Below are 21,620 nucleotides of genomic sequence, written 5' to 3' on the forward strand. Positions count from 1 at the left end.
CTCCTTATTCTATGATGTCGCCACGCAGTAAGTATTTGGCGAACGCCACACTGCTTACAAAGCCTAGCATTGCAATCAATAAGGCCGCCTCGAAATACAAGGTAGTTGAGGAGTGCATACCATAGACTAAAATCAAGGCGATACTATTAATGTACATAGTATCTAATGCTAGAAGCCTATCTGAAGCATTTGGTCCTACAAAGAGTCGATACAAATTCAGCACAAGTGAAATCGCTAAAACAATCCCGACAAAAATCACTGCGATATCTAACATTCGAAGATCTCCTTTATCTTGGCTTCATAACGCGACTTAATAAAATTGACGACTTCTTCTTCATCTTCTGGCATGTTTAATACATGCACATACATAAAGCGTCTATCACTAGACAGCTCTGCGCTGACGGTACCTGGTGTCATGGTAACCGTACTGGCAAGCATTGTAATGGGTAAGGCTTCGGATAAATCTAAAGGTACCGCAACAAACCCTGGCTTAATTCGACTCGAGGGTCCTAATACCAATAATGCCACTTCGATATTTGCCGTCACGACGTCTTTCAACACCATTAAGGTGTAAGAAAACAGCTTATATGGTTTTTTGAACTTGGGTTGTGGGATCCGCAAAGGTTGGCATAACCAAGGGATCGCGATACCTAAGACAGTGCCTAATAATATATGCCCTGGACTAATACTGTTGTTAAGCATTAACCACACCGCCAACAAAAAAACGGTATGAAACGGCATGGGTAAAATTTTACTCATGGTTCACCTCGCTCAAGACCCATAATATCGATAATACTTTGCACATCGTGTAACGATGATGCAGCCTGCTCTGTCAAGTTCAATACCGATGCACCTGCTACTGATAATAAAGGTATTGCTGCAAGTAAAAACATCGTACCCGCTATTTGCCATTGTGATACTGCTGGCGTATCCGACACATCTTTGGTCGGAGCATGACGCATAAATATGGTTGTACCCGCTCGTGAAAAAGCCACAATCGTCACTAAACTTGAAATCAATAGACTTAAATAAACTATGGCTTTTTCGTCGTTTGTAACCGCCGCTTGAAGCACTACGAGTTTTCCCAAGAACCCAGAAAACGGAGGCAATCCAGCTACCGCCATTGCCGTGATAAAGAAACAAACACCCAAAAACACCTGATTGCGTAATTTACGTGTGACGACAAAACGGTCTACCGCTTTACCTCGTTGCAAACCAATCATATCTGCAACAAGAAATAAGACTGCGGTTGCTAGCGTACTGTGTAATAAGTAATAAAATGCCGCCGCCGTCGCTTCTGGCGTACGCAATGCAAAGGCTAATAGCAGGGTTCCAATGGATACGATCACTAGATTACCTGCCATACCTCGAAGACTTGGGTTGGATAACGCGCCTATGGTACCAATAACCATTGTTGCTATCGCAATAGGCCAGATATAAGGCACAATAATATGACTCAACTCACCCGCCTGTTCGCCATAGATCACCGTATACACTCGGAAAATACAATAGATACCAACCTTAGTCATAATGGCAAACAAGGCTGCTACGGGTGCAGGTGCTGCTGCATAGGTTTTGGGCAGCCAAAACTGCAAAGGCAACATCGCAGATTTGAGACCAAAAACGACTAAGAGCATTGCTCCACCGACATGCGCAAGAAGGCGCTCAGATTCGTTTAAAGAACCGATCTTGTACGCCATGTCTGCAATGTTTAATGTGCCCAGTGCACCATACATTGTGCCTAACGCAAATAAAAAGATACTCGAACCAATGAGATTTAAAATCACGTAATGTACGGCGGATTCAATTCTTTGCTTGCTACCTGCATGAATTAATAGACTGTATGAGGCAATTAATAACACCTCAAAAAAGACAAATAAGTTAAACAGGTCATTGGTGAGAAACGCGCCATTTATGCCCAGAATTTGAAATTGTAACAGCGGATGGAAATAACGACCTGCGCGGTCTTCTCCGGCAAAAGCATATAAAATCACGCCCAGCCCCAAAAAGCTATTTAACGTCACTAACATGGCTGAAAGCGGATCGGCATAAAGAATGATCCCGAACGGAGGTTGCCAGTTGCCCACTGCATACATCATAACGCTACCTTGGGTGACCGTTTGTAACATCCACAATGCGATAAGCAACTGAGCAACAGCCAAAACGAACGCAAACACGCGGCGGTTGTTATAACGTTCCACTCCCGCAAAAGGTGGTAGAAGCATTAACAAACCACCAATCATCGGCACGATAATCGGTAAAATAGGTAAATGTGCTATCACGCCTGACCTCGCTTTTTGTCTACGAGTTTGCTGGTATCTGGCGGTTCACGTCCATCGACAAAATCACTGCCTAAATCAGCCCGCGCACGCATCGATAAAATCACCACGAAAGCAATCATCGCAAAGCCGATCACAATCGCTGTTAACACCAGAGCTTGTGGCAAAGGATCTGCGTACTGCTCGGCTTTACCTAAGACAGCAGCGCCACTTAGGTGCAATCGACCACTGGAAAATAAAAACATATTCACTGCATACCCTAACATGGTTAAACCAACCACGACTGGAAACGTACGTCCTCTGAGACATAAAAATATGCCGCTGAAGGTCAATACTCCAACACAAATTACATATACCAGTTCCATTATGTTTCTACCTTTGGTCTTTCAGGCGTTGAGAGCTTACCCAAATGCGCCAAGATTAATAAGGTTGCCCCAACCACTGTTAAATACACACCTAAATCGAATATCAGGGCACTCGCTAATTCAATTTCGCCAATCACTGGAATGTCAAAATAATCGAACCAAGTCGTCATAAATGGGTAGCCGAAGCCCCAGCTTGCGACCCCAGTAAAGGCAGCGATTAATACCCCCAAGGCAATGAGATTTTGATAATCGACTTTCACTCGTGGTTTGACCCATTCGACGCCATGGGCAATATACTGCTGAATAATGGCGATAGAGGTTATTAGGCCAGCAATAAAACCACCGCCTGGTAAGTTGTGACCTCGTAAGAAGATATAGAATGAGACAAGTAACGCCAGCGGTAACAATGCCTGCGATATCATCGACAAAATAACAGGGTGACGGTCAGTTGACCAAGGACGACCCTTGACATCTGTCGTCGGCATGGCGAGTTTAATCCGCGCCATTAATTTGAAAATACCTAAGGCAGCAATCCCTAGCACGAGAATCTCGCCCAAGGTGTCTAAGCCACGAAAGTCCACCAATATAACATTGACGGCATTGGTGCCACCACCACCGGTTTTACTGTTGGCAAGATAGAAATCAGAGATACTGTCTAACGGTTGAGTGATAAAAATATAATTAATCGTCGCAACCAAACCACCTAAGGCAGCCGCAATGCCCAAATCTCTCACCACGCGACTGGGTGAACTTTCTGATGGTGTTTTTTTAGGTAAGAAAAATAATGCCAGCATCAACAAGATAACTGTGGCCACCTCAACAGACAATTGGGTAAGCGCCAAATCCGGAGCGGAAAGACGAGCGAATGATACAGAAACTATCAAACCGACAACTGATATCGCAATCAGTGCCATCAACCTTTGGCGATGAAATACCACTGTGGCAATGGCTGCAAGACACATAATGACCGCAGCCGAAATTTCAATTCCAGAAATCGGTTGCATTCGCTCAATCACAAAATCATTTTGAAAATCAAACAAAGGTCGAGCAATCAAAACAATTGTGAATATCAACAATGCCGCCACATAGCGTTGCAAAGAACCGCTATCAAACATTGCATAAAAGTGTTCTGCTGTATTGACAATACGCTGAACAGCACCTTCGAATATGTGTTTTGCATCCGTTTCCATAAATTGTGATTGGAATCGATACAGATGACTGCGATAGGCATAAACGATCAAACCACCACTTATCGCAATGGCACTCATAAGCAAGGGTAAATTAAACCCGTGCCAGATGGCTAGACTGTAATAAGGTAGCTCTTCGACACGTAATACCGATGTTGCTGCAACAGCTAGAAAATCTCCGACCATAAACGCAGGGAAAATACCGACTGCGATACACAAGATGACCAATATCTCGATTGGCACCTTCATAACGCGCGGCGGTTCATGGGGGGTCTTAGGCAGATCGATTGGCTCGCCATTAAAAAACACGTCATGAATAAAGCGCATCGAATACGCAACAGAAAATATGCCTGCTAAAGTAGCTAAAACAGGGATCATCCAAGATAAAAAGCCAAATGCGTGCTGGTGCAGCGTTTCAGCTAAGAACATTTCTTTGGACAGAAAACCGTTAAATAAGGGTACCCCCGCCATTGAAGCCGCTGCGACCATTGCCAGTGTTGCAGTGTATGGCATAAACCGCCACAATCCATTGAGTTTGCGCATATCACGCGTGCCAGACTCGTGATCAATAATACCAGCGGCCATAAACAACGAGGCCTTGAATACGGCATGGTTCATAATATGAAACAGGGCTGCAACGGCTGCGAGTCGGGTATCTAAACCAAGCAACAGAGTAATTAAACCCAAATGAGAAATTGTAGAGTAAGCCAATAACCCTTTTAGATCATGCTTAAATAGCGCAACATAAGCGCCTAATAGTAAGGTTATTAAGCCTGCTGATGTCACTATTAAGAACCACATATCCGTGCCTGCAAGGACAGGATAGAGGCGTGCCATCAAGAAGATTCCTGCTTTTACCATGGTCGCAGAATGCAAATAGGCACTTACTGGTGTAGGAGCTGCCATGGCATGAGGCAACCAAAAATGAAATGGGAATTGTGCTGACTTAGTGAACGCACCTAGTAATACTAAGATTAAAATAACTGGATACAGAGCATGGCTGGTCAACAAATCTCCGCTCGCCAAAATAACCGATAATTCGTAACTTCCGACCACTTGCCCTATCAGCAGTAATCCTGCAAGCAAAGCAAGCCCGCCTGCGCCGGTAATGGTCAGCGCCATACGAGCACCTTTGCGCGACTCAGATTTATGACCCCAGTAACTGATCAGCAAGAACGAGCTGATGCTTGTCACTTCCCATGCCATCCACATTTGCAAAACATTGTTGGACAATACGATGGAAAGCATTGCGGTCATGAATAAGATTAAATAGCCATAAAATCGTCCAGTGGCCTCTTTATCTGAAAGGTAATAACTTGCGTACAATATAATCAGTAAACCAATACCTAAGATCAGCAGCGCAAACATTAACGCGAGTCCATCAAGGTGCATTGATAAGGTAAGGCCAGCAGCAGGGATCCACTCTAAATACTCGACAATGCGCTCACCTGCGATGACGTTATCAATTAGCGAGCACACATACACAAATCCTATTGCAGGAGGAAGCATAGTACTTAAGGTATTGATAGCGCGACCAAAACGTTCGGTCATAAGAGGAACTAAGGCGCCGAACAGCAGCAATGCCACTACGGTGAACAAACTCATCTTGTATCCTTACTCCTTGTTGAAGGCTTTTTTATAGTTATCAATAGTTAATTATACGATGGTCTTATGTAATAAAGATTACCGATAATTGACGAAAAAGTGAAATCCTTTTTGCTTGAAAAGGTACTTGCATTAAGGCATTGAACTTATTGATTAATATCGGGGAGAGGATGAAACCTGAGTAAAAAATAATTTTCCTCAGGTTTCAAACCAGTTAATGTAAAATTATTTTTAGTTTTGTAAGCTGGCGGCGAAATCTAGCATTCGGTTTAGAGAACGCAAAGCCCCCTGGCGAACCGTTTCTTCTACTTGTATTTCGTGACCATTATTATCAGTTAGAGACTGATATATTGCCTCTAGTCCGTTCATCGCCATCCAAGGACAATGCGCACAGCTTTTACACGTCGCACCATTACCGGCGGTGGGCGCTTCAATTAGTATTTTACCCGGAGCTTGTTGTTGCATTTTATAAAAAATACCGCGGTCAGTTGCTACAATAAATTCAGAATTATCCATCGCTTGAGCCGCTTTGATTAGCTGCGATGTAGATCCTACCGCATCCGCCATTGCCACAACACTCGCTGGAGATTCTGGGTGGACCAACAGAGCAGCATTGGGATAAACATTTTGTAAATCGCGAATGCCTTGCGCTGAGAACTCATCATGAACAATGCATTCACCTTGCCACATAAGCATTTCAGCACCCGTTTGCTTTTGAATATAACTGCCTAGGTGTCGGTCTGGCCCCCAGATAATCTGATGCCCTTCACTGTCAAGATGCTCAACAATCTCAAGCGCAATTGATGATGTAACAATCCAATCCGCGCGTGCTTTGACTGCAGCAGAAGTATTGGCATAAACAACCACGGTATGATCCGGGTGGGCATCACAAAACTCAGTAAATTCTTTTTCTGGGCAGCCCAAATCCAATGAACAAGTTGCTTCAAGTGTTGGCATTAAAACCGTTTTTTCTGGGCTTAAGATCTTTGCTGTCTCGCCCATAAAGCGAACACCTGCGACAATTAACGTCTGCTCTTGTGCATCACGGCCAAAGCGAGCCATCTCAAGTGAATCTGCCACATAGCCACCGGTTTCTTCGGCCAAGGCTTGAATTTCAGGATCAGTGTAATAGTGCGCGACAATGACGGCATTGCGTTCATTTAAAAGACGTTTGATTGCGTCTTTTAAAAATATTGCACGCTCTGTTGAAAGCGCTGTTGGCTTTTCTGGAAACGGATATTCAATTGGGGCAACTCTTAAGGCTTCAGTCATGGCATCTATTAATGAATTTGTATGCAAGTATTATAAATGTCTAGTAGAACAAAAACCAGAGTCAATAGTTTGGGTTATACTAATAGGCCGTGCTGGATTACCTCGGGCTCCTGCCCTCGCCGCTTCGCGGTGCCTACGGCAGTGCCAAAACGTTCCTGACGTTTTGGTCGAAAACAGCTTCGCTGGTTCAGTAATCCAGCTTCTGGATCTAAGCATTGTAACGATTGATTGGAAATTTGAACAAGGTTCTTCGAAAGAATGGTGGGTCGTGCTGGATTACCTCGGGCTCCTGCCCTCGCCGCTTCGCGGTGCCTACGGCAGTGCCAAAACGTTCCTGACGTTTTGGTCGAAAACAGCTTCGCTGGTTCAGTAATCCAGCTTCTGGATCTAAGCATTGTAACGATTGATTGGAAATTTGAACAAGGTTCTTCGAAAGAATGGTGGGTCGTGCTGGATTCGAACCAGCGACCAATTGATTAAAAGTCAACTGCTCTACCAGCTGAGCTAACGACCCACAATAGGAATGCTATGAGAAGATTGGTGGGTCGTGCTGGATTCGAACCAGCGACCAATTGATTAAAAGTCAACTGCTCTACCAGCTGAGCTAACGACCCAATCTTCGTCGGTTGCTTAAGTCTCTAAGCAACGGGCGCATATAATACTGAATCTGGGGAATTGTGCAATAAAAAATTGCAGTTTAATGACAAAAATAAAGAGTATGAGCGGTTTTCACACAAAACCACTCATAACTGCCTAATTTTACAACAAGTTCAATTGCTCCTGAGACATCTTAGCGAAGGTCGTATCAGGATAAGATTGAATAACTTGGTTAAGATATGCACGAGCCTGAGAGACATTGCCCTGGTTTTTCTCTATTATGCCCAATTTCATTGTAACATCCGGCACTTTATTCGATTCTGGATATTTCTCAATGAGGGTAGCAAAGTGCAACTTCGCTTTCTCCCAGCTTTTTTCGTTATAGAATATTTGTCCAAGCCAATAATGTGCATTTGGTTTAAAACGTGAGTTTGGATATTCTACAGCAAAAGCTTCAAGCGCAGGTACCGCAGCTGCAGTGTTGCGCTGTTGTAGGATCAAGTTTACCGCAGCCTTATATGCAGCTTCCTCACCTTCTACCCCAACTGGGCTAACTGTTGATGCAGCAGCAGGAGTATCTTGAACAACTGGTGTTGATGTTGCCGCTATAGGACGTTGAACAGTTAACTCATCCGCTTGCTCTTGTAATGTTTGCGACTGCACGTCAAACGCTAATAACAATTCTCGCTGACGTTGCAAAATCTTTTCAATTTGAAAGTTCTGTTCTTCAATCTTCCCGCGAATTTGACTCAATTCATCTTGGAGCTCAGTGATTTGCTCTTGAACACGTTGCTGACTTCGCGTACGGGAATTGACAACACGCTCTAGATTAGCCACTTTTTCGGCTAACCCTTGATCGTTGAGATTCACAACAGGCGCTTGTGCAAACACAGGCGCACTGTTTATGAGTATTATGGCGCCTACCATGGCACCTAGACTACGATATTTTTCCATTATCCATTACCTCATAAATGGAGGTTGTTTAATACACCACGACCGCACGGCGGTTCTGCGCAAAAGCGTACTCAGATGCGCCGCTTACCGCTGGTTTTTCTTCACCAAAAGACACCACTGAAATCTGTGATGCACTGACGCCAGCGTTCAACAAATAAGTTTCAACTGCTTGTGCGCGACGCTCGCCTAAGGCAATGTTGTATTCAGGTGTACCACGACTGTCAGTATGACCTTGAATGACGACCGATTGGTCAGAATGTTTAACCAAAAACGCAGCATGCTTATCTAACGTCGCATAAAATTCTGCACGTATAGTTGAGCGATCGAAGTCAAAATACACAGTTTGTTCAGCTTGTAATGCTTCACGTTCTTGCTTAACAACTTCTTCTGCGCGTTGTAAACGTGCCGCAGCTTCAGCTTGAACGCGTTGTGCATTCGCTTCCTCAGCGGCTTTTTGCGCAGCAGCTTGCTCAGCGGCGATGCGATTGCGTTCTGCTGCGAGCTCTTCCTCGGATGGACCAGATGTACAAGCCATTAAGGTCATAACTGGAACAGCAATTAAAACTGAACGAAGTGTGTTTGAAAGTTTCATAAAGTTTCCTTGTTTAAGTATTTTATTCTCTATTACATTAAAAATGGCGACCAGCTGGGTGCTTTAATTTGCCCCTCAACGGCAGGTAGTCTTGCCTTAAAACGACCATCTAGTGATACTAAAGACAAAACTTGTTGTCCTTCGTGCAAGGCACTATAAATAATCATACTACCATTGGGCGCCAAACTTGGGGATTCATCAAGGTATGTGGTTGTTAACACCTGCAATGCACCGTCCTGCAAATTCTGTCTAGCGATATGGTAATTCCCCTGAGTGCGATTCACTAATACAAGTTCTCGACCATCGGGAGAAATAGTACCACCTAAATTCATCTCCCCTTCAAAGGTTAAGCGTTTAACGCGCTTGTTTGATAAATCTACTCTATAAATCTGAGGTTTACCACCCCTTTCGGAACTAAATATTAACGATTGACCATCTGGTGACCAGGCTGGCTCGGTATCTATCGCGCGATGCTTTGTCACTCGAGTAAGCTTTCTAGTCGCAATATCCATAACGTATATTTCCGGATTACCATCTTTCGATAGCACCATCGCTAATTGTTTACCATCTGGTGAGAAGCGTGGTGCCCCATTGATCCCTGGAAAGTCCGTCAACTTTACACGTTGAGTGGTGTATATATCTTGGATAAATATCTGAGGACGTCCATTTTCAAAGCTGACGTATGCAAGCTTTTCCCCATCAGGCGACCAAGAGGGCGACATCAAAGGTTCATCCGATGACAACAAACGAAACGCATTTTCACCATCATAATCAGAGACAACCAGCTGATAAGGACGAGGCTCGGTATTGCGGTCTTTGACGACCACATAGGCAATACGCGTTAAAAATGCGCCCTTTTGACCAGTGAGTTTTTCATAAATGACATCTGCGATACGGTGCGCAAATTGACGAAATTCAGAACCCGAAACCGTCAATGAGCGAGCGGCAATGACATGAGTTCGACTTTGCACTAACTGACCATCACGTAATGACTGACCTTCTAAAGCAGCTTGTGAACCGCGTAACGTATCAATCACTTCGTAATCGATGCGATAGCGCTGATTACCCGTTTCAGTCACTGAGCCGACTACAATCGTATTAATGCCTTTATCGACCCAAGTATCGTAATCGACTTCGCTGTCCGTATTGGGAAACTGTGGCATTTGTGCCATGCTGACAGGGTTGAACTTGCCCGAGCGACGCAAATCAGCAATGACTACATCAGTGATTTCACCGGGGAAAAATCCTTCCCCTTCAAACTTAAAAGGGACGACTGCTATTGGTGTCGCATTATCAACACCCTCAGTAATAATAATATTGAGCTGTGCTTGAGAATAGGCAGATAATACTGCGTTTACCAGACAAAAAAGGGATAGCCAAAATCGTTTCATTACTGCTCTACCGTTAAGTTGATATTTTTTAATTCCGCAAATACCGCAGGGTCCCGTGAAACTGGTAAGTTGCTCGGTTTATACACTGCCGTTATTGCCGCTCGACACAGTGCATCATCCCCAGATAATACATCGACTTTTAACACAACACCACCGATGCCTAAACGAATATTTAAGCGACAACTCTTGCCCCGAAATGCATCATTGGTAATAAGATTACGCTGAATAGTCGCTTTTATTAAGGCCGCATAGCGTTGTTTTTCACTTAATACTTTTTGTTGTTCAGCTTTCTTAATTTTAGCCTGCTCGGCAGCCAAAGCCTCTCGTAAAGCCTCATCCGCTTTGGCTTGTTCAGCCTTGCGTTTGGCTTCTGCCTCAGCCTTTGTACGTGCTTCTTTTTCCTTTTGCAAACGCTCTTGCTCTCTACGCTCTGCTTCCTCACGCTTGCGTTTCGCTGCCTCTGCCGCTTTACGCTCTAACTCACGTTGTTCCGTTTTGCGCTTTGCTTCCTGTGCCTTTTTGTCCTTCTCAGCTTTGCGACGTGCCTCTTGCGCACGTTGTTTGCGCGCTTGCTCAAGGAGTTGTTGCCTTTGCTGCTCATCATATCGGGCTTGCGTTACCTCAGGAGAAACAAAGCTAGCGTTGATTACGCTAGGTTGTGCCTCAACGGGTATTTCTAGCGGTTTACTATCGATACTAAAACCGACGCTCGCTACGAGTAACACCAGTAACAAAAGATGAAAGAGTACAGAGAATCCCCAATCTGAATATAACCAGGTTTGCCACTTATTCGCTTGCATCAGTTGGTTTTAGGCTCCGTCATTAACCCGACAGACGGTACGCCTGCATTTTGCAAAACCACCATGAGTTCAACGATTTTTTCATATTGCACTTGACCGTCAGCTTTTATATATACCGGTCTTGCTGGGTTACTCTCCAGCTCAAATTGCACTATGGTTTGCATATCCGGTCGTGTTATTGGGCTTTTGGGATCGTCACCAACATTGAGATAATATAAACCTTGTGCATCCATGGTCGCGATCAAAGGGTCGACCTCCGCATCTTCCACAATCTTGGCATCCGCATCAGGTAAATCGACATCAACGCCTTGCGTAACCAAAGGAGCGGTCACCATAAAAATGATTAATAGCACCAACATCACGTCGATATAAGGTACAACGTTCATTTCTGCAACGGGCTTACGCCGTTTGCGTACGTACATGGTCATTTATTGATCGCCTGACGTTGCAAAATCGATGCAAACTCTTCCATGAAGTTGATATAACTATTTTCGAGTTTTTCGACCTGATTACTGAATCGGTTAAAGGCAATCACGGCTGGAATCGCTGCAAACAAGCCTATAGCAGTTGCAATCAAAGCTTCTGCAATACCGGGAGCGACCATTGCCAGTGTAGCTTGTTTGACCTGACCCAGTGCAATAAACGAATTCATAATGCCCCACACTGTGCCAAACAAACCAATATATGGACTGGTTGAGCCGACGGTTGCCAAAAAAGACAAGCGCGCTTCTAAATGATTGACCTCACGCGATAAAGCTATACGCATGGCACGACTTGCGCCATCTAGAACGAGCTCCGCATCGTCGGTGGATTTGCGCAAACGAACAAATTCTCTGAACCCAGCAACAAATATGGAATTTGGTCCGGCGACAGAATCTTGTTCGGACAGCTCGCGATATAAACCGTTGAGATCGGTACCTGACCAAAATTTGTCTTCAAAATATTCAAGCTCTAGCTGCGCACGAGACAAAATACGCGAACGCTGAAAAATATATGCCCATGATGTAATCGAAATCACAATTAATAAAATCATCACTAACTTAACGACAAGACTTGCTTGCATAAATAAGCCAATGAACGACATGTCATGTACCACTGATAAGTTCCTTACTAAGTTCTGCTGGGATCGCCCGAGGTCTCATGGTGGTTAAGTCTACACAGGCGACTTTAACCAAGGCTGAAACCAGCGTTGTATTGTTATAGGTTATTGTTTGAGTAAAGACCATAGATGCCCGTTTGAGTTCAGTCAAGCTCGTTTGAACGGTGATTATTTGCTCAAATCGCGCTGGTGCTAGGTTATCCATCTCAACTCGACGCACCACAAACGCTATGTTTTGATCGAGCAAATCGGACTGAGATACTCCAATGCCACGTACCCATTCACTGCGGCCTCGCTCAAAAAATTTAAGGTAATTGGCATAGTATACAACACCTCCAGCATCAGTATCTTCATAATAAACACGAACATCGAGCTTATTAACATTCTGTTTACTCATTAGTTTTTCTAATCCAAATGTAGAATTTATCTCAATTGTGAAAAAGCAATTCTCGACTATAATGCTTGCCATCAATTGAGAGTTTGTTCACATTGATAGCTGACTATCGTCAGGTTGTTTTTTCCTTTAACACTTGTTGTTTTTGCCCACCTTTACGGTGGGTTTTTTTTATCTATCCGGCGTGAACCCCAGATGTTGATAGGCTCTATCTGAAGCCACTCGACCGCGCGGTGTGCGTTGCAAGAAGCCTTGTTGAATCAAATACGGTTCAATGACATCTTCAATGGTTTCTTTTTCTTCACCAATCGCTGCGGCTAAGTTATCTAACCCAACTGGACCACCATTAAATTTATCAATGATCGCTTCTAATAATTTGCGATCCATATAATCAAAGCCAACCTTATCCACATCCAGCATGTCCAATGCCGCCCCGGCAACTTCTGAGTTCACATCACCCGGAGCTTTGATCTCGGCATAGTCTCGAACCCGGCGTAAAAGCCGATTGGCGATACGTGGAGTACCACGTGAACGACGCGCAATTTCTAGTGCGCCTTCTTTTAATAAGGGCACGTTCAAAAAGGTCGCCGAACGCAGAACGATGTCTGTCAGATCTTGTTCGTTATAAAACTCTAGACGCTGCACTATGCCAAAGCGATCGCGCAGTGGAGAAGTCAAAGAACCCGCTCGAGTCGTCGCGCCAATCAAAGTAAATGGCGGTAGATCAAGTTTAATTGAACGCGCTGCAGGGCCCTCACCGATCATGATATCTAACTGATAGTCTTCCATTGCAGGGTATAAAACTTCTTCAACCACGGGGCTTAAGCGATGGATTTCATCGACAAACAGTACGTCATTGGCTTCTAAGTTGGTCAATAGCGCGGCCAAGTCCCCTGCTTTTTCTAATACTGGTCCAGAGGTCGTTTTGATATTCACGCCCATTTCATTGGCGACAATATTAGCCAACGTCGTTTTACCCAATCCTGGAGGACCAAAAATCAATAAATGGTCCAGTGCATCCTCGCGCTTACGAGCGGCTTCAATGAAGATGTCCATTTGTGCTTTGACGTGAGGCTGACCAGTGTAATCTTTAAGCAGCTTGGGGCGAATAGCACGATCAACGGATTCATCTTCATTACTAGCACTCGCTTGGATGAGACGATCTTCTTCTATCATAATGGACTTCCTTTATACGCTGGCTTTGAGCGCTTCGCGGATGAGTTCTTCGCTGCTGCGACCTTCTTGATATACGGCTTTGACCATAGTCGAAGCTTGATTGGGTTTATACCCGAGTGCTAACAGCGCACTAACAGCTTCTTCTCTAGCATCATCGACGACGACAGTAGGATTACCACCGCCATTGCCAAGTGCAAAATCAGCGACTGAATCAGACACATCAAGAGATAACTTAGCCAATCGATCTTTGAGCTCAACCACAAGTCGCTCTGCGGTTTTTTTGCCGACGCCAGGTAATTTGACTAGCGCAGAAATATCTTCAAAACTGACTGCTTGCATTAATTGCCCAGCCGACATCCCGGACAAAATCGTCAACGCGAGCTTTGGCCCAACACCGTTGGCTTTGATGAGTTCACGAAAAATAGTACGTTCTTTCAGCTCGGCGAACCCAAACAGTAATTGCGCGTCTTCTCGCACCACAAAGTGAGTGTAGACAGTAGTGGTTTCGCCGACGGCCGGTAACTGATAAAAGCTCGTCATCGGCATGCTAATTTCGTATCCCACGCCTCCGGCATCAATAACAATCTCAGGGGGCTGTTTGGCTAAAATTTTGCCACTAATTAATCCGATCATATTCTTGTTCTCTATCGTAAACGGCCCCGCGCCATTCTTGACGCTTGCCCTGACATATTGATTAAACTTTGGTGAGTATGCCCATGACACAAGGCAACTGCAAGTGCATCGGCGGCATCGGCCTGTGGCGTACCGGGTAATTTTAGAATATGGCGCACCATGTGTTGCACTTGCGTTTTATCCGCGTTGCCTTTGCCTACAACGGATTGTTTGATCTGTCTGGCGGCATATTCAGCGACTGGTAACCCAAACTGGGTCGCTGCAACGATGGCCGCGCCTCGCGCTTGCCCTAACTTCAGAGCGGAGTCTGGGTTTTTGGCCATAAAAACCGATTCTATAGCAAACTCTTTAGGCTGATATTGCGCAATCAGCTCACTCACGCCTTTAAAGATAATGTCTAACCGACCCGCTATTTCGTCACCCGTGGTTTTGATACAGCCACTCGAAAGATACTCAAACTTACCGAATTGATAGCGCACGATGCCATATCCCGTTAATCGAGAGCCCGGATCAATCCCTAAAATAATCATTGAGCCACTCCAACAAAATCCAAAATGGCATTGCGATTAGTTTCACTCCAAACAATTTGCGACGCTTCTTCCACCGACACCCAGCGATACGCTAAATGCTCAGTTAAGGTAATTGAAATATTCTCTGGAATTTGTACCGCAAACACATATTCAGTATTGCGCAAGGTATTGGGTGGGTAACGATGTCGCCATTGCGGACGAATGATATATTCATTTTGTGCGAGTTGCTCACTCAATGTAAGCCCCAAAGCCTTTATGTCAATGCCCGTCTCTTCTGCTACCTCTCGATAGGCTGTTTGACGAGGAAGCTCATCCGGCTCTAGTGTACCTGTGACTGACTGCCAAAAGTCTGGGTCGTCTTCCCGTTGCATGATCAGCACACGCTGGTGCTGATCATATAACACGACAAGAACAGACTCCGGACGTTTGTAGTGCATTACTATACGCCAGCCTGTTTGGCCGGTGCAATGGAGGCAATAGATAGCTCTTTAAGCTGTTCAGGATTCGCTTCACCTGGAGCTTGTGTCAATGGACATGCTGCCGTGGTGGTTTTTGGGAATGCCATGACATCGCGAATTGAGCTCGCGCCGGTCATCAACATCACCAAACGATCCAAGCCAAAGGCTAAACCTGCGTGTGGTGGCGCACCATAGCGCAATGCTTCCAGTAAGAATCCAAACTTTTCTTCGGCTTCTTCTTTGCTAATGCCTAGAATATCAAACACAACACTTTGCATCGCTTGGTCGTGAATACGAACCGAACCACCGCCGAGTTCAACACCGTTTAGCACCATATCGTAAGCATTGGACAGTGCTGTCGCCGGTTGAGCCGCAAGCTCCTCTGGCGTTAAGCCTCGTGGAGCGGTAAAGGGATGATGCAGAGCATGGAACTGACCGTCAAATTCTTCAAACATTGGGAAATCAACGACCCATAATGGTTTCCAATCGCCTTCAAGCAAGTCAAAATCTTCACCGACTTTTAAGCGCAGCGCACCTAATGCTTCCGTCACGACACGGTCACTGTCAGCACCAAATAACAAAATATCGCCAGACTGAGCTTGACTGCGCTCAAGTAAAGCGTTTGCAGCGGTTTCATCAAGGAACTTGGCAATGGGTGACTGCAATCCTTCTAATCCAGCACTGGCGTCGTTGACTTTAACCCAAGCTAGGCCTTTGGCACCGTATACGCCAACAAAATCGGTGTAAGCATCAATTTGCTTACGCGATAGCGCAGCGCCACCAGGCACACATAACATCGCGACACGGCCATTAGGATCATTGGCTGGAGCGCTAAATACTTTAAAATCGACGTTTTTTACAATATCAGCTACATCAATCAACGTTAAAGGATTGCGTAAATCAGGCTTATCCGAGCCGTACAAACGCATGGCATCGGCATAGGTCATTTGTGGAAATTCGCCTAAATCGACATTCAGCATGGACTGGAATAAGTCACGAATCATAGTTTCAGTAATATGCATGACACCCGCGGCATCCAAAAACGTGGTTTCGATGTCAATTTGAGTAAATTCAGGCTGGCGATCCGCTCGCAAATCTTCATCACGGAAGCATTTAACGATTTGATAATAGCGGTCCATACCAGACATCATCAAGAGCTGCTTAAACAACTGCGGAGATTGTGGTAATGCAAAAAACTGACCTTTATGTGTGCGTGACGGGACCAAATAATCACGTGCACCTTCTGGGGTAGCTTTGGTCAAAATGGGTGTTTCAATGTCCAAAAATGCATTGTCTTCTAAGAAGCGTCGGACAAATCCAGTGACTTTTGAGCGAAATACCAAGCGCTCTGTCATCTCAGGACGACGCAGATCAAGGTAGCGATACTTTAAACGCTGTTCTTCTGAGTTTTCCTGATTCCAATCTAATGGCAATGCAGGAGATGCATTAAGAATACTGATCTCTTTGCCAAGAATTTCAATTGCGCCAGTACGCATATCATTATTGATTTGAGAATCTGGTCGAGCGCGCACAAGACCGGTTAGAGTTAAGCAAAATTCGTTACGAACTTTATTTGCGGTAGCAAAGGTTTCGGCCGTATCAGGATCGATGACAACTTGCACAATACCCGCGCGGTCACGCATATCCAAAAAAATCACGCCACCTAAATCTCGACGTTTATTGACCCAGCCTTGTATCGTCACCGTTTGGCCGATGTAATCAGCTGAAATATTGCCACAGTAATCCGTTCGCATAACACCTTTCTCTGTTGAGGGATTTAATCTATCCGTATTATAAACGAATGACGCTGAAAACCTAGTAAAGATCAATATTTACACAAGGTCTATTCTCGAAAATCAATTTTCCCTAATTCATGCTTCGAACAACTTATGTGAGTGAAATAATTGAGCAACATTGAAATATCACTGGAGCAGTCTTTTAATCTTGGCCGATGTGATGACACAAAATATAACGGCTTATATAACGAATTATTTGGGAAAATAAACTGTGTGTTCAATATCGATATCAAAGCAAAATTCACTGCCAACGGCAAAGTCGTTATGTGATGGCGTCAAACACAGTAAGCGCTCTTCCACCCCATTCATAGCAAGCTCATACATGATATGCGAGCCGCGGAATTTTTTGCTCTGAATAATACTCGAAAAAGCGCCATCACTAGCGAAAACCAAATCGTCTGGACGCAGCAGTAATTCAACTCCTATCGAAGTTGTTTGAGACACCTCATAAGTTTCATTGTGTTTTGCAAATATGCCCAATTCAGTTCGGATATTGTTTCCATCATCAGTACCGCTAATGAACCTCCCTTCCCCAATAAAGTTTGCAACAAATCGGGTCTTGGGACAGTGGTATAAAGCAAACGCACTGTCCCATTGATCGATTGTCCCCTGATTCATTACCGCCACTTTATCAGCAAAAGCAAACGCTTCACTTTGGTCATGCGTGACCATTAAAGAAGTCACTTTGGACGCTTTCAATATCGCTTTAATCTCAGTCACTAAAGTTTCTCTTAATGCAGGATCCAAAGCCGAAAATGGCTCATCTAATAATAATAATGAAGGCGCTGGAGCCAATGCTCTGGCAATGGCTACACGCTGCTGTTGTCCACCTGACAGCTCATTGGGATAAGCATCGCCAAACTGGGTAAGTTGAACCAGCTCTAACATTTCGTTGACTCGCAAACGCAAAGCGTTGTGCTCATATTGATGCAAGCCAAATGCAATATTTTGAGCAACCGTTAGATGCGGAAACAAAGCGAAATCCTGCATCACATACCCTATATTACGCTTCTGTACAGGCACGTGTTGAGCAGTAGAGCTCACTATTTGATCATTGATGCTAATATTGCCATGTGTAATTTGGCAAAACCCCGCTAATGCGCGAAGTAAGGTCGTTTTACCACAGCCAGATGGACCTAACAAACACCCTAACTCCCCAGCCGATAAATCAAAAGTACAAGAATGAACAATCTTGTCTCGTCCAAGAAACACTTCAAGATTTTCAACTGCAAGCATTACTTATCCTCTGAATAGATGTTTTTTAATATAAAATACAAAGGGATGAGTCCTGCCAACACAATACTCACAGCAGGCAGTGCGGCGGCCATTAAACGCTCATCAGACGCATATTCAAAGGCTTTTACCGCAAACGTATTAAAATTAAAAGGACGCAAAATCAACGTTGCTGGAAGTTCTTTAAGTACATCAACAAACACGAGTACAAATGCACTCAACAAGGCTGGGCGCAAAATCGGAAGATGTACTTTCAAAAACAACACCCAACGCGACTGTCCGAGTACCATCACCGCATCATCATAACTCGGCGTTGTCGCTATCAGTGCATTGCCTATGTTCTGTTTTGCAATATTCATAAAGCGTACACAATACGCTAATACCAATGCAAAAATTGTCCCAGAAAAAATCAAACCTATGTATTCATTGAACCAACTATACCACAGCGCATTAATTTGTATGTCCAGCCAGCCCAAAGGTATCATCACCCCAACTGCAATTACCACACCGGGAATGGCATAACCAAGTGCTGTAATCTGAGAAACATAGCGAAAGATGCTGCGCGGATAAAATCGTTCAGTATACGCAAATAACAATGCCACAATAATAATAACTGCTCCAGAGATAGCCCCTAAACTCAAGGTTTGCCATAGCAAGGTTCGGTATTCGTTCCAATCGGTTTGCGGAATGAAAGCGCTCGCCCAAATCAGTAGTTGAGCAACGGGAATTAAGAAGCCCAAAGCGATTACGCTTGTCAAATAAAAAGTAACACCTGATTTTTGTATCTTTGACACTGAACTCAGTGGTTGTCTTTGCGTTTGCTTGTTTTGATAATATTGTGACTTACGCCGTTGGAACTGTTCGAGCATTAATACCAACAATACTAACGTCGCTAAAATAGAGGCGAGTTGACTCGCAAAGCTAGCCTCGCCCATCCCAAACCAAATCCGAAAAATACCTGTAGTCAATGTGCTGACGCCAAAATACGCTACGGTTCCATAATCAGCTAATGCTTCCATCATTGCCAGTGCAACGCCGGCGAAAATTGCTGGCCGAGATAATGGCAAAGCGATCTTTACCATATATTGCCAAGAAGTTAATCCCAAGCTTTGACTGGTTTCTGTATAAGTGCTGGCATGTCGACGAAACGCGTTGTAGGTTAGGATATAAACATATGGAAACAGCACTAATGAAAGCATCAATATCGCACCAACTAAGGAGCGAATATCACCAATCTGGCCAATCCAATAAGCAATAGGGTTTGCCTCCGCAGGGTCGAGCATACCAGTGTATGTATAAGCAATGATATATGCAGGCATGGCTAGAGGTAAAAGCAAGCCAATTTGGATCCAGCGTCTGGCGTAGCAATGACTATGTACCATGCACCAAGCGCATGACACACCTAAACAAAAAGTTCCAATGCCAACCCCTAACACCAATATCATAGTGTTGAATAGGTACTCATTCAGGTTGGTAGCAAACAGATGTTGCCAATGTTCTAAATGAGAATCGGTCCATGACAGATACACAAAAACAATTGGGAAAATAAGTAAAAGGCCAAGTGCGAAACTTAGCCTTTTTAGAAAATGGGTGAACACCGAGTAACCCTAAATAATTATAACCAGCCAGCTTTGTCCATTATTTTAAGGGCTTTGGGGTTCAAATGTCCAACTTGCTCTAAATCAACTGATTCAGCCTTGAACTCTCCCATTTCCTTAAGTGTTTTAGACCATTCAATACCAGGGACAACCGGATATTCTTGATTGACTTCACTATACCACTTTTGACTTGAAGGGCGCAGCATAAATGCAATCAAACGCTGCGCTTCAGTGATATTTTTAGCGTACTTTGCTATTGCGACACCACTGATATTGATATGAGTACCGCGATCATCTTGATTTGGCCAAACCACCTGTACTTTTTGTGCTGCTTTGGCTGAGTCTCCTTCAGAGTTGAGCATCGCTGCAAGATAATAAGTATTGATGATGGCAATGTCACAAATACCTGCAGCAACTGCTTGTATTTGATCGCGGTCACCGCCTTTAGGAGTGCGAGCAAAATTTGCGACTAATCCTTTGGCCCACTCTAACGTCTTTTCTTCACCTTGCTGTATGAGCATCGCTGCGACTAATGACTGATTGTATACATTATTAGACGAACGAACACAAATTCGCCCCTTGTACTCTGCTTTCGTGAGATCTTCATAGGTAAGAATAGCGTCTGCAGCAACCTTTTCAGGATTCACAATGATTGGACGAGTACGCTTCGTGAGTGCAACCCAATGACCATTCGGATCGTGAATGTATAAATTGGATAAATTGGAAAGCTCTATTGGTTGCGTTAAACCAAATGATTTGGCTCTGACTAATCGTCCTACATCCGTGGTCAATAGTAGGTCAGCAGGAGACAGCATTTTTTCACTGCGCATCCTAGTGATTAAACCGTCGGCTTTCCCTGTGATCAGGTTTACCTTAATTCCTGTCTCTTGACTAAATTCATTCAAAAGAGGTTTGATTAACGCTTCTTTGCGGGCAGAATAAATGTTGAGTTCAGCAGCCATTAGAGGCATAGACAGAGAGCTAACTAATACTGTAATGGTAGTAAAAAGACGAACAAAAGACATTACACAATCCTGATGAAATGAAAGTTGTACGAGTCTATCCTAGTTGCGAATGATTATCAATAACAATTTAAGCGACTACATACCTTAGCAGAACTGTCGTGATGGCGCACCTGGAGACAGTCAACCCAAACCGTTACTTTTGTTTCATCCAATTGAATATCCATAGCCCAAAACTACACTCTTTGTTTGCCAAACAAATATCGACAGTGATACACAAATTGTGAGGTCTAGTTTACAATAACACGACAAAAATTAATGGAACACTTTATGAGCGATAACCTTGTATACAGTACTGCAACCGGCAAAATAACGCCCCAAAAAGTTACACCAGAATTTACCGGTGATGGCATTATTCGCATTACTAGAGAAACTAAAGGCCGCAAAGGCAAAGGTATGACGGTAGTGACTGGCATTAACCCTCTCACTCATGATTTAAAAACCCACTGTAAAAAATTAAAACAATTGTGTGGTTGCGGCGGTGCGGTAAAAAAGCAGAACATTGAAATTCAAGGTGATGTCCGCAGCCAAGCCAAACAATACTTTGAAGCACTTGGTCTGACTGTGAAACTTGCAGGAGGGTAAGTACAAGCTCGCCACTATATCGCTGCAGATATCATATCTCGCATGCTAGTTGCT

22 protein-coding genes and 2 tRNA genes are annotated in these 21,620 nt (G+C 44.2%); 1 reads left to right on the forward strand and 23 read right to left on the reverse strand.

Going from position 1 to position 21,620, the window contains the following annotated elements:
* Positions 1–4: 4 nt before the first annotated feature.
* From NLG07_RS11265 to NLG07_RS11375, 23 genes are all read right to left on the reverse strand, one after another.
* On the reverse strand, positions 5–274 hold the full coding sequence (locus tag NLG07_RS11265; protein WP_254855539.1) for a K+/H+ antiporter subunit F: 270 nt from the start codon (positions 272–274) through the stop codon (positions 5–7).
* The gene (locus NLG07_RS11270; protein ID WP_254855540.1) at positions 268–759 is read right to left on the reverse strand and encodes a Na+/H+ antiporter subunit E; all 492 of its coding nucleotides are present in this window, start codon (positions 757–759) and stop codon (positions 268–270) included. The genes NLG07_RS11265 and NLG07_RS11270 overlap by 7 nt, the downstream gene beginning before the upstream one ends.
* Positions 756–2,282: a monovalent cation/H+ antiporter subunit D gene (locus tag NLG07_RS11275; protein WP_254855541.1), complete on the reverse strand. Its 1,527-nt coding sequence runs from the start codon at positions 2,280–2,282 to the stop codon at positions 756–758. The genes NLG07_RS11270 and NLG07_RS11275 overlap by 4 nt, the downstream gene beginning before the upstream one ends.
* Entirely contained in the window at positions 2,279–2,644 is a 366-nt protein-coding gene (locus NLG07_RS11280; RefSeq protein ID WP_254855542.1) for a Na+/H+ antiporter subunit C, read from the reverse strand. Before NLG07_RS11280 ends, NLG07_RS11275 begins: the two co-directional genes overlap by 4 nt.
* Positions 2,644–5,436 carry a monovalent cation/H+ antiporter subunit A gene (locus tag NLG07_RS11285; RefSeq protein ID WP_254855543.1) on the reverse strand — a complete coding sequence of 931 codons (2,793 nt, stop codon included), beginning with the start codon at positions 5,434–5,436 and terminating at the stop codon, positions 2,644–2,646. The genes NLG07_RS11280 and NLG07_RS11285 overlap by 1 nt, the downstream gene beginning before the upstream one ends.
* Positions 5,437–5,667: 231 nt before the next feature.
* A complete protein-coding gene (gene nadA / locus NLG07_RS11290; protein WP_254855544.1) occupies positions 5,668–6,708 on the reverse strand; it encodes a quinolinate synthase NadA in 1,041 nt (346 codons plus the stop codon).
* A gap of 438 nt (positions 6,709–7,146) precedes the next feature.
* Positions 7,147–7,222: transfer RNA gene (locus NLG07_RS11295), tRNA-Lys, on the reverse strand.
* A 24-nt stretch (positions 7,223–7,246) separates the two neighbouring features.
* A tRNA-Lys gene (locus NLG07_RS11300) sits at positions 7,247–7,322 on the reverse strand.
* A gap of 145 nt (positions 7,323–7,467) precedes the next feature.
* Complete coding sequence (gene ybgF, locus NLG07_RS11305) at positions 7,468–8,259, reverse strand: tol-pal system protein YbgF (RefSeq protein WP_254855545.1); 792 nt, start codon at positions 8,257–8,259, stop codon at positions 7,468–7,470.
* Between the two features lie 28 nt (positions 8,260–8,287).
* Entirely contained in the window at positions 8,288–8,851 is a 564-nt protein-coding gene (pal, locus tag NLG07_RS11310) for a peptidoglycan-associated lipoprotein Pal (RefSeq protein ID WP_254855546.1), read from the reverse strand.
* Between the two features lie 32 nt (positions 8,852–8,883).
* Entirely contained in the window at positions 8,884–10,242 is a 1,359-nt protein-coding gene (gene tolB / locus NLG07_RS11315) for a Tol-Pal system beta propeller repeat protein TolB (RefSeq protein ID WP_254855547.1), read from the reverse strand.
* Positions 10,242–11,042 carry a cell envelope integrity protein TolA gene (gene tolA, locus NLG07_RS11320; RefSeq protein WP_254855548.1) on the reverse strand — a complete coding sequence of 267 codons (801 nt, stop codon included), beginning with the start codon at positions 11,040–11,042 and terminating at the stop codon, positions 10,242–10,244. The genes tolB and tolA overlap by 1 nt, the downstream gene beginning before the upstream one ends.
* Positions 11,042–11,464 (reverse strand): protein TolR, encoded by a 423-nt coding sequence (gene tolR, locus NLG07_RS11325; protein ID WP_254856870.1) that lies wholly within the window; start codon positions 11,462–11,464, stop codon positions 11,042–11,044. The genes tolA and tolR overlap by 1 nt, the downstream gene beginning before the upstream one ends.
* 2 nt (positions 11,465–11,466) lie before the next feature.
* Complete coding sequence (gene tolQ / locus NLG07_RS11330; RefSeq protein WP_254855549.1) at positions 11,467–12,138, reverse strand: protein TolQ; 672 nt, start codon at positions 12,136–12,138, stop codon at positions 11,467–11,469.
* Positions 12,128–12,538 (reverse strand): tol-pal system-associated acyl-CoA thioesterase, encoded by a 411-nt coding sequence (gene ybgC, locus NLG07_RS11335; protein WP_254855550.1) that lies wholly within the window; start codon positions 12,536–12,538, stop codon positions 12,128–12,130. Before ybgC ends, tolQ begins: the two co-directional genes overlap by 11 nt.
* A gap of 168 nt (positions 12,539–12,706) precedes the next feature.
* On the reverse strand, positions 12,707–13,711 hold the full coding sequence (gene ruvB, locus NLG07_RS11340) for a Holliday junction branch migration DNA helicase RuvB (RefSeq protein ID WP_254855551.1): 1,005 nt from the start codon (positions 13,709–13,711) through the stop codon (positions 12,707–12,709).
* Positions 13,712–13,723: 12 nt separating this feature from the next.
* Entirely contained in the window at positions 13,724–14,344 is a 621-nt protein-coding gene (gene ruvA, locus NLG07_RS11345) for a Holliday junction branch migration protein RuvA (protein ID WP_254855552.1), read from the reverse strand.
* 11 nt (positions 14,345–14,355) lie between these two features.
* Positions 14,356–14,874, reverse strand: coding sequence for a crossover junction endodeoxyribonuclease RuvC (ruvC, locus tag NLG07_RS11350; RefSeq protein ID WP_254855553.1), 519 nt, complete (start codon positions 14,872–14,874; stop codon positions 14,356–14,358).
* Positions 14,871–15,311, reverse strand: a complete 441-nt coding sequence (gene nudB / locus NLG07_RS11355) for a dihydroneopterin triphosphate diphosphatase (RefSeq protein ID WP_254855554.1) — start codon at positions 15,309–15,311, stop codon at positions 14,871–14,873. Before nudB ends, ruvC begins: the two co-directional genes overlap by 4 nt.
* 2 nt (positions 15,312–15,313) lie before the next feature.
* The gene (aspS, locus tag NLG07_RS11360; RefSeq protein WP_254855555.1) at positions 15,314–17,086 is read right to left on the reverse strand and encodes an aspartate--tRNA ligase; all 1,773 of its coding nucleotides are present in this window, start codon (positions 17,084–17,086) and stop codon (positions 15,314–15,316) included.
* Between the two features lie 234 nt (positions 17,087–17,320).
* Complete coding sequence (locus NLG07_RS11365; protein WP_254855556.1) at positions 17,321–18,364, reverse strand: ABC transporter ATP-binding protein; 1,044 nt, start codon at positions 18,362–18,364, stop codon at positions 17,321–17,323.
* The gene (locus NLG07_RS11370) at positions 18,364–19,959 is read right to left on the reverse strand and encodes an iron ABC transporter permease (protein WP_303049207.1); all 1,596 of its coding nucleotides are present in this window, start codon (positions 19,957–19,959) and stop codon (positions 18,364–18,366) included. Before NLG07_RS11370 ends, NLG07_RS11365 begins: the two co-directional genes overlap by 1 nt.
* 17 nt (positions 19,960–19,976) lie before the next feature.
* Entirely contained in the window at positions 19,977–20,984 is a 1,008-nt protein-coding gene (locus NLG07_RS11375) for an extracellular solute-binding protein (protein ID WP_254855558.1), read from the reverse strand.
* Positions 20,985–21,251: 267 nt separating this feature from the next.
* Here NLG07_RS11375 and NLG07_RS11380 point away from each other — a divergent pair, with 267 nt between their 5' ends.
* The gene (locus NLG07_RS11380; RefSeq protein ID WP_254855559.1) at positions 21,252–21,566 is read left to right on the forward strand and encodes a stress response translation initiation inhibitor YciH; all 315 of its coding nucleotides are present in this window, start codon (positions 21,252–21,254) and stop codon (positions 21,564–21,566) included.
* Positions 21,567–21,620: the final 54 nt, after the last annotated feature.

Origin of the sequence: Alteromonas sp. LMIT006 (assembly GCF_024300645.1) — a bacterium.
GTDB lineage: Bacteria > Pseudomonadota > Gammaproteobacteria > Enterobacterales > Alteromonadaceae > Opacimonas > Opacimonas immobilis.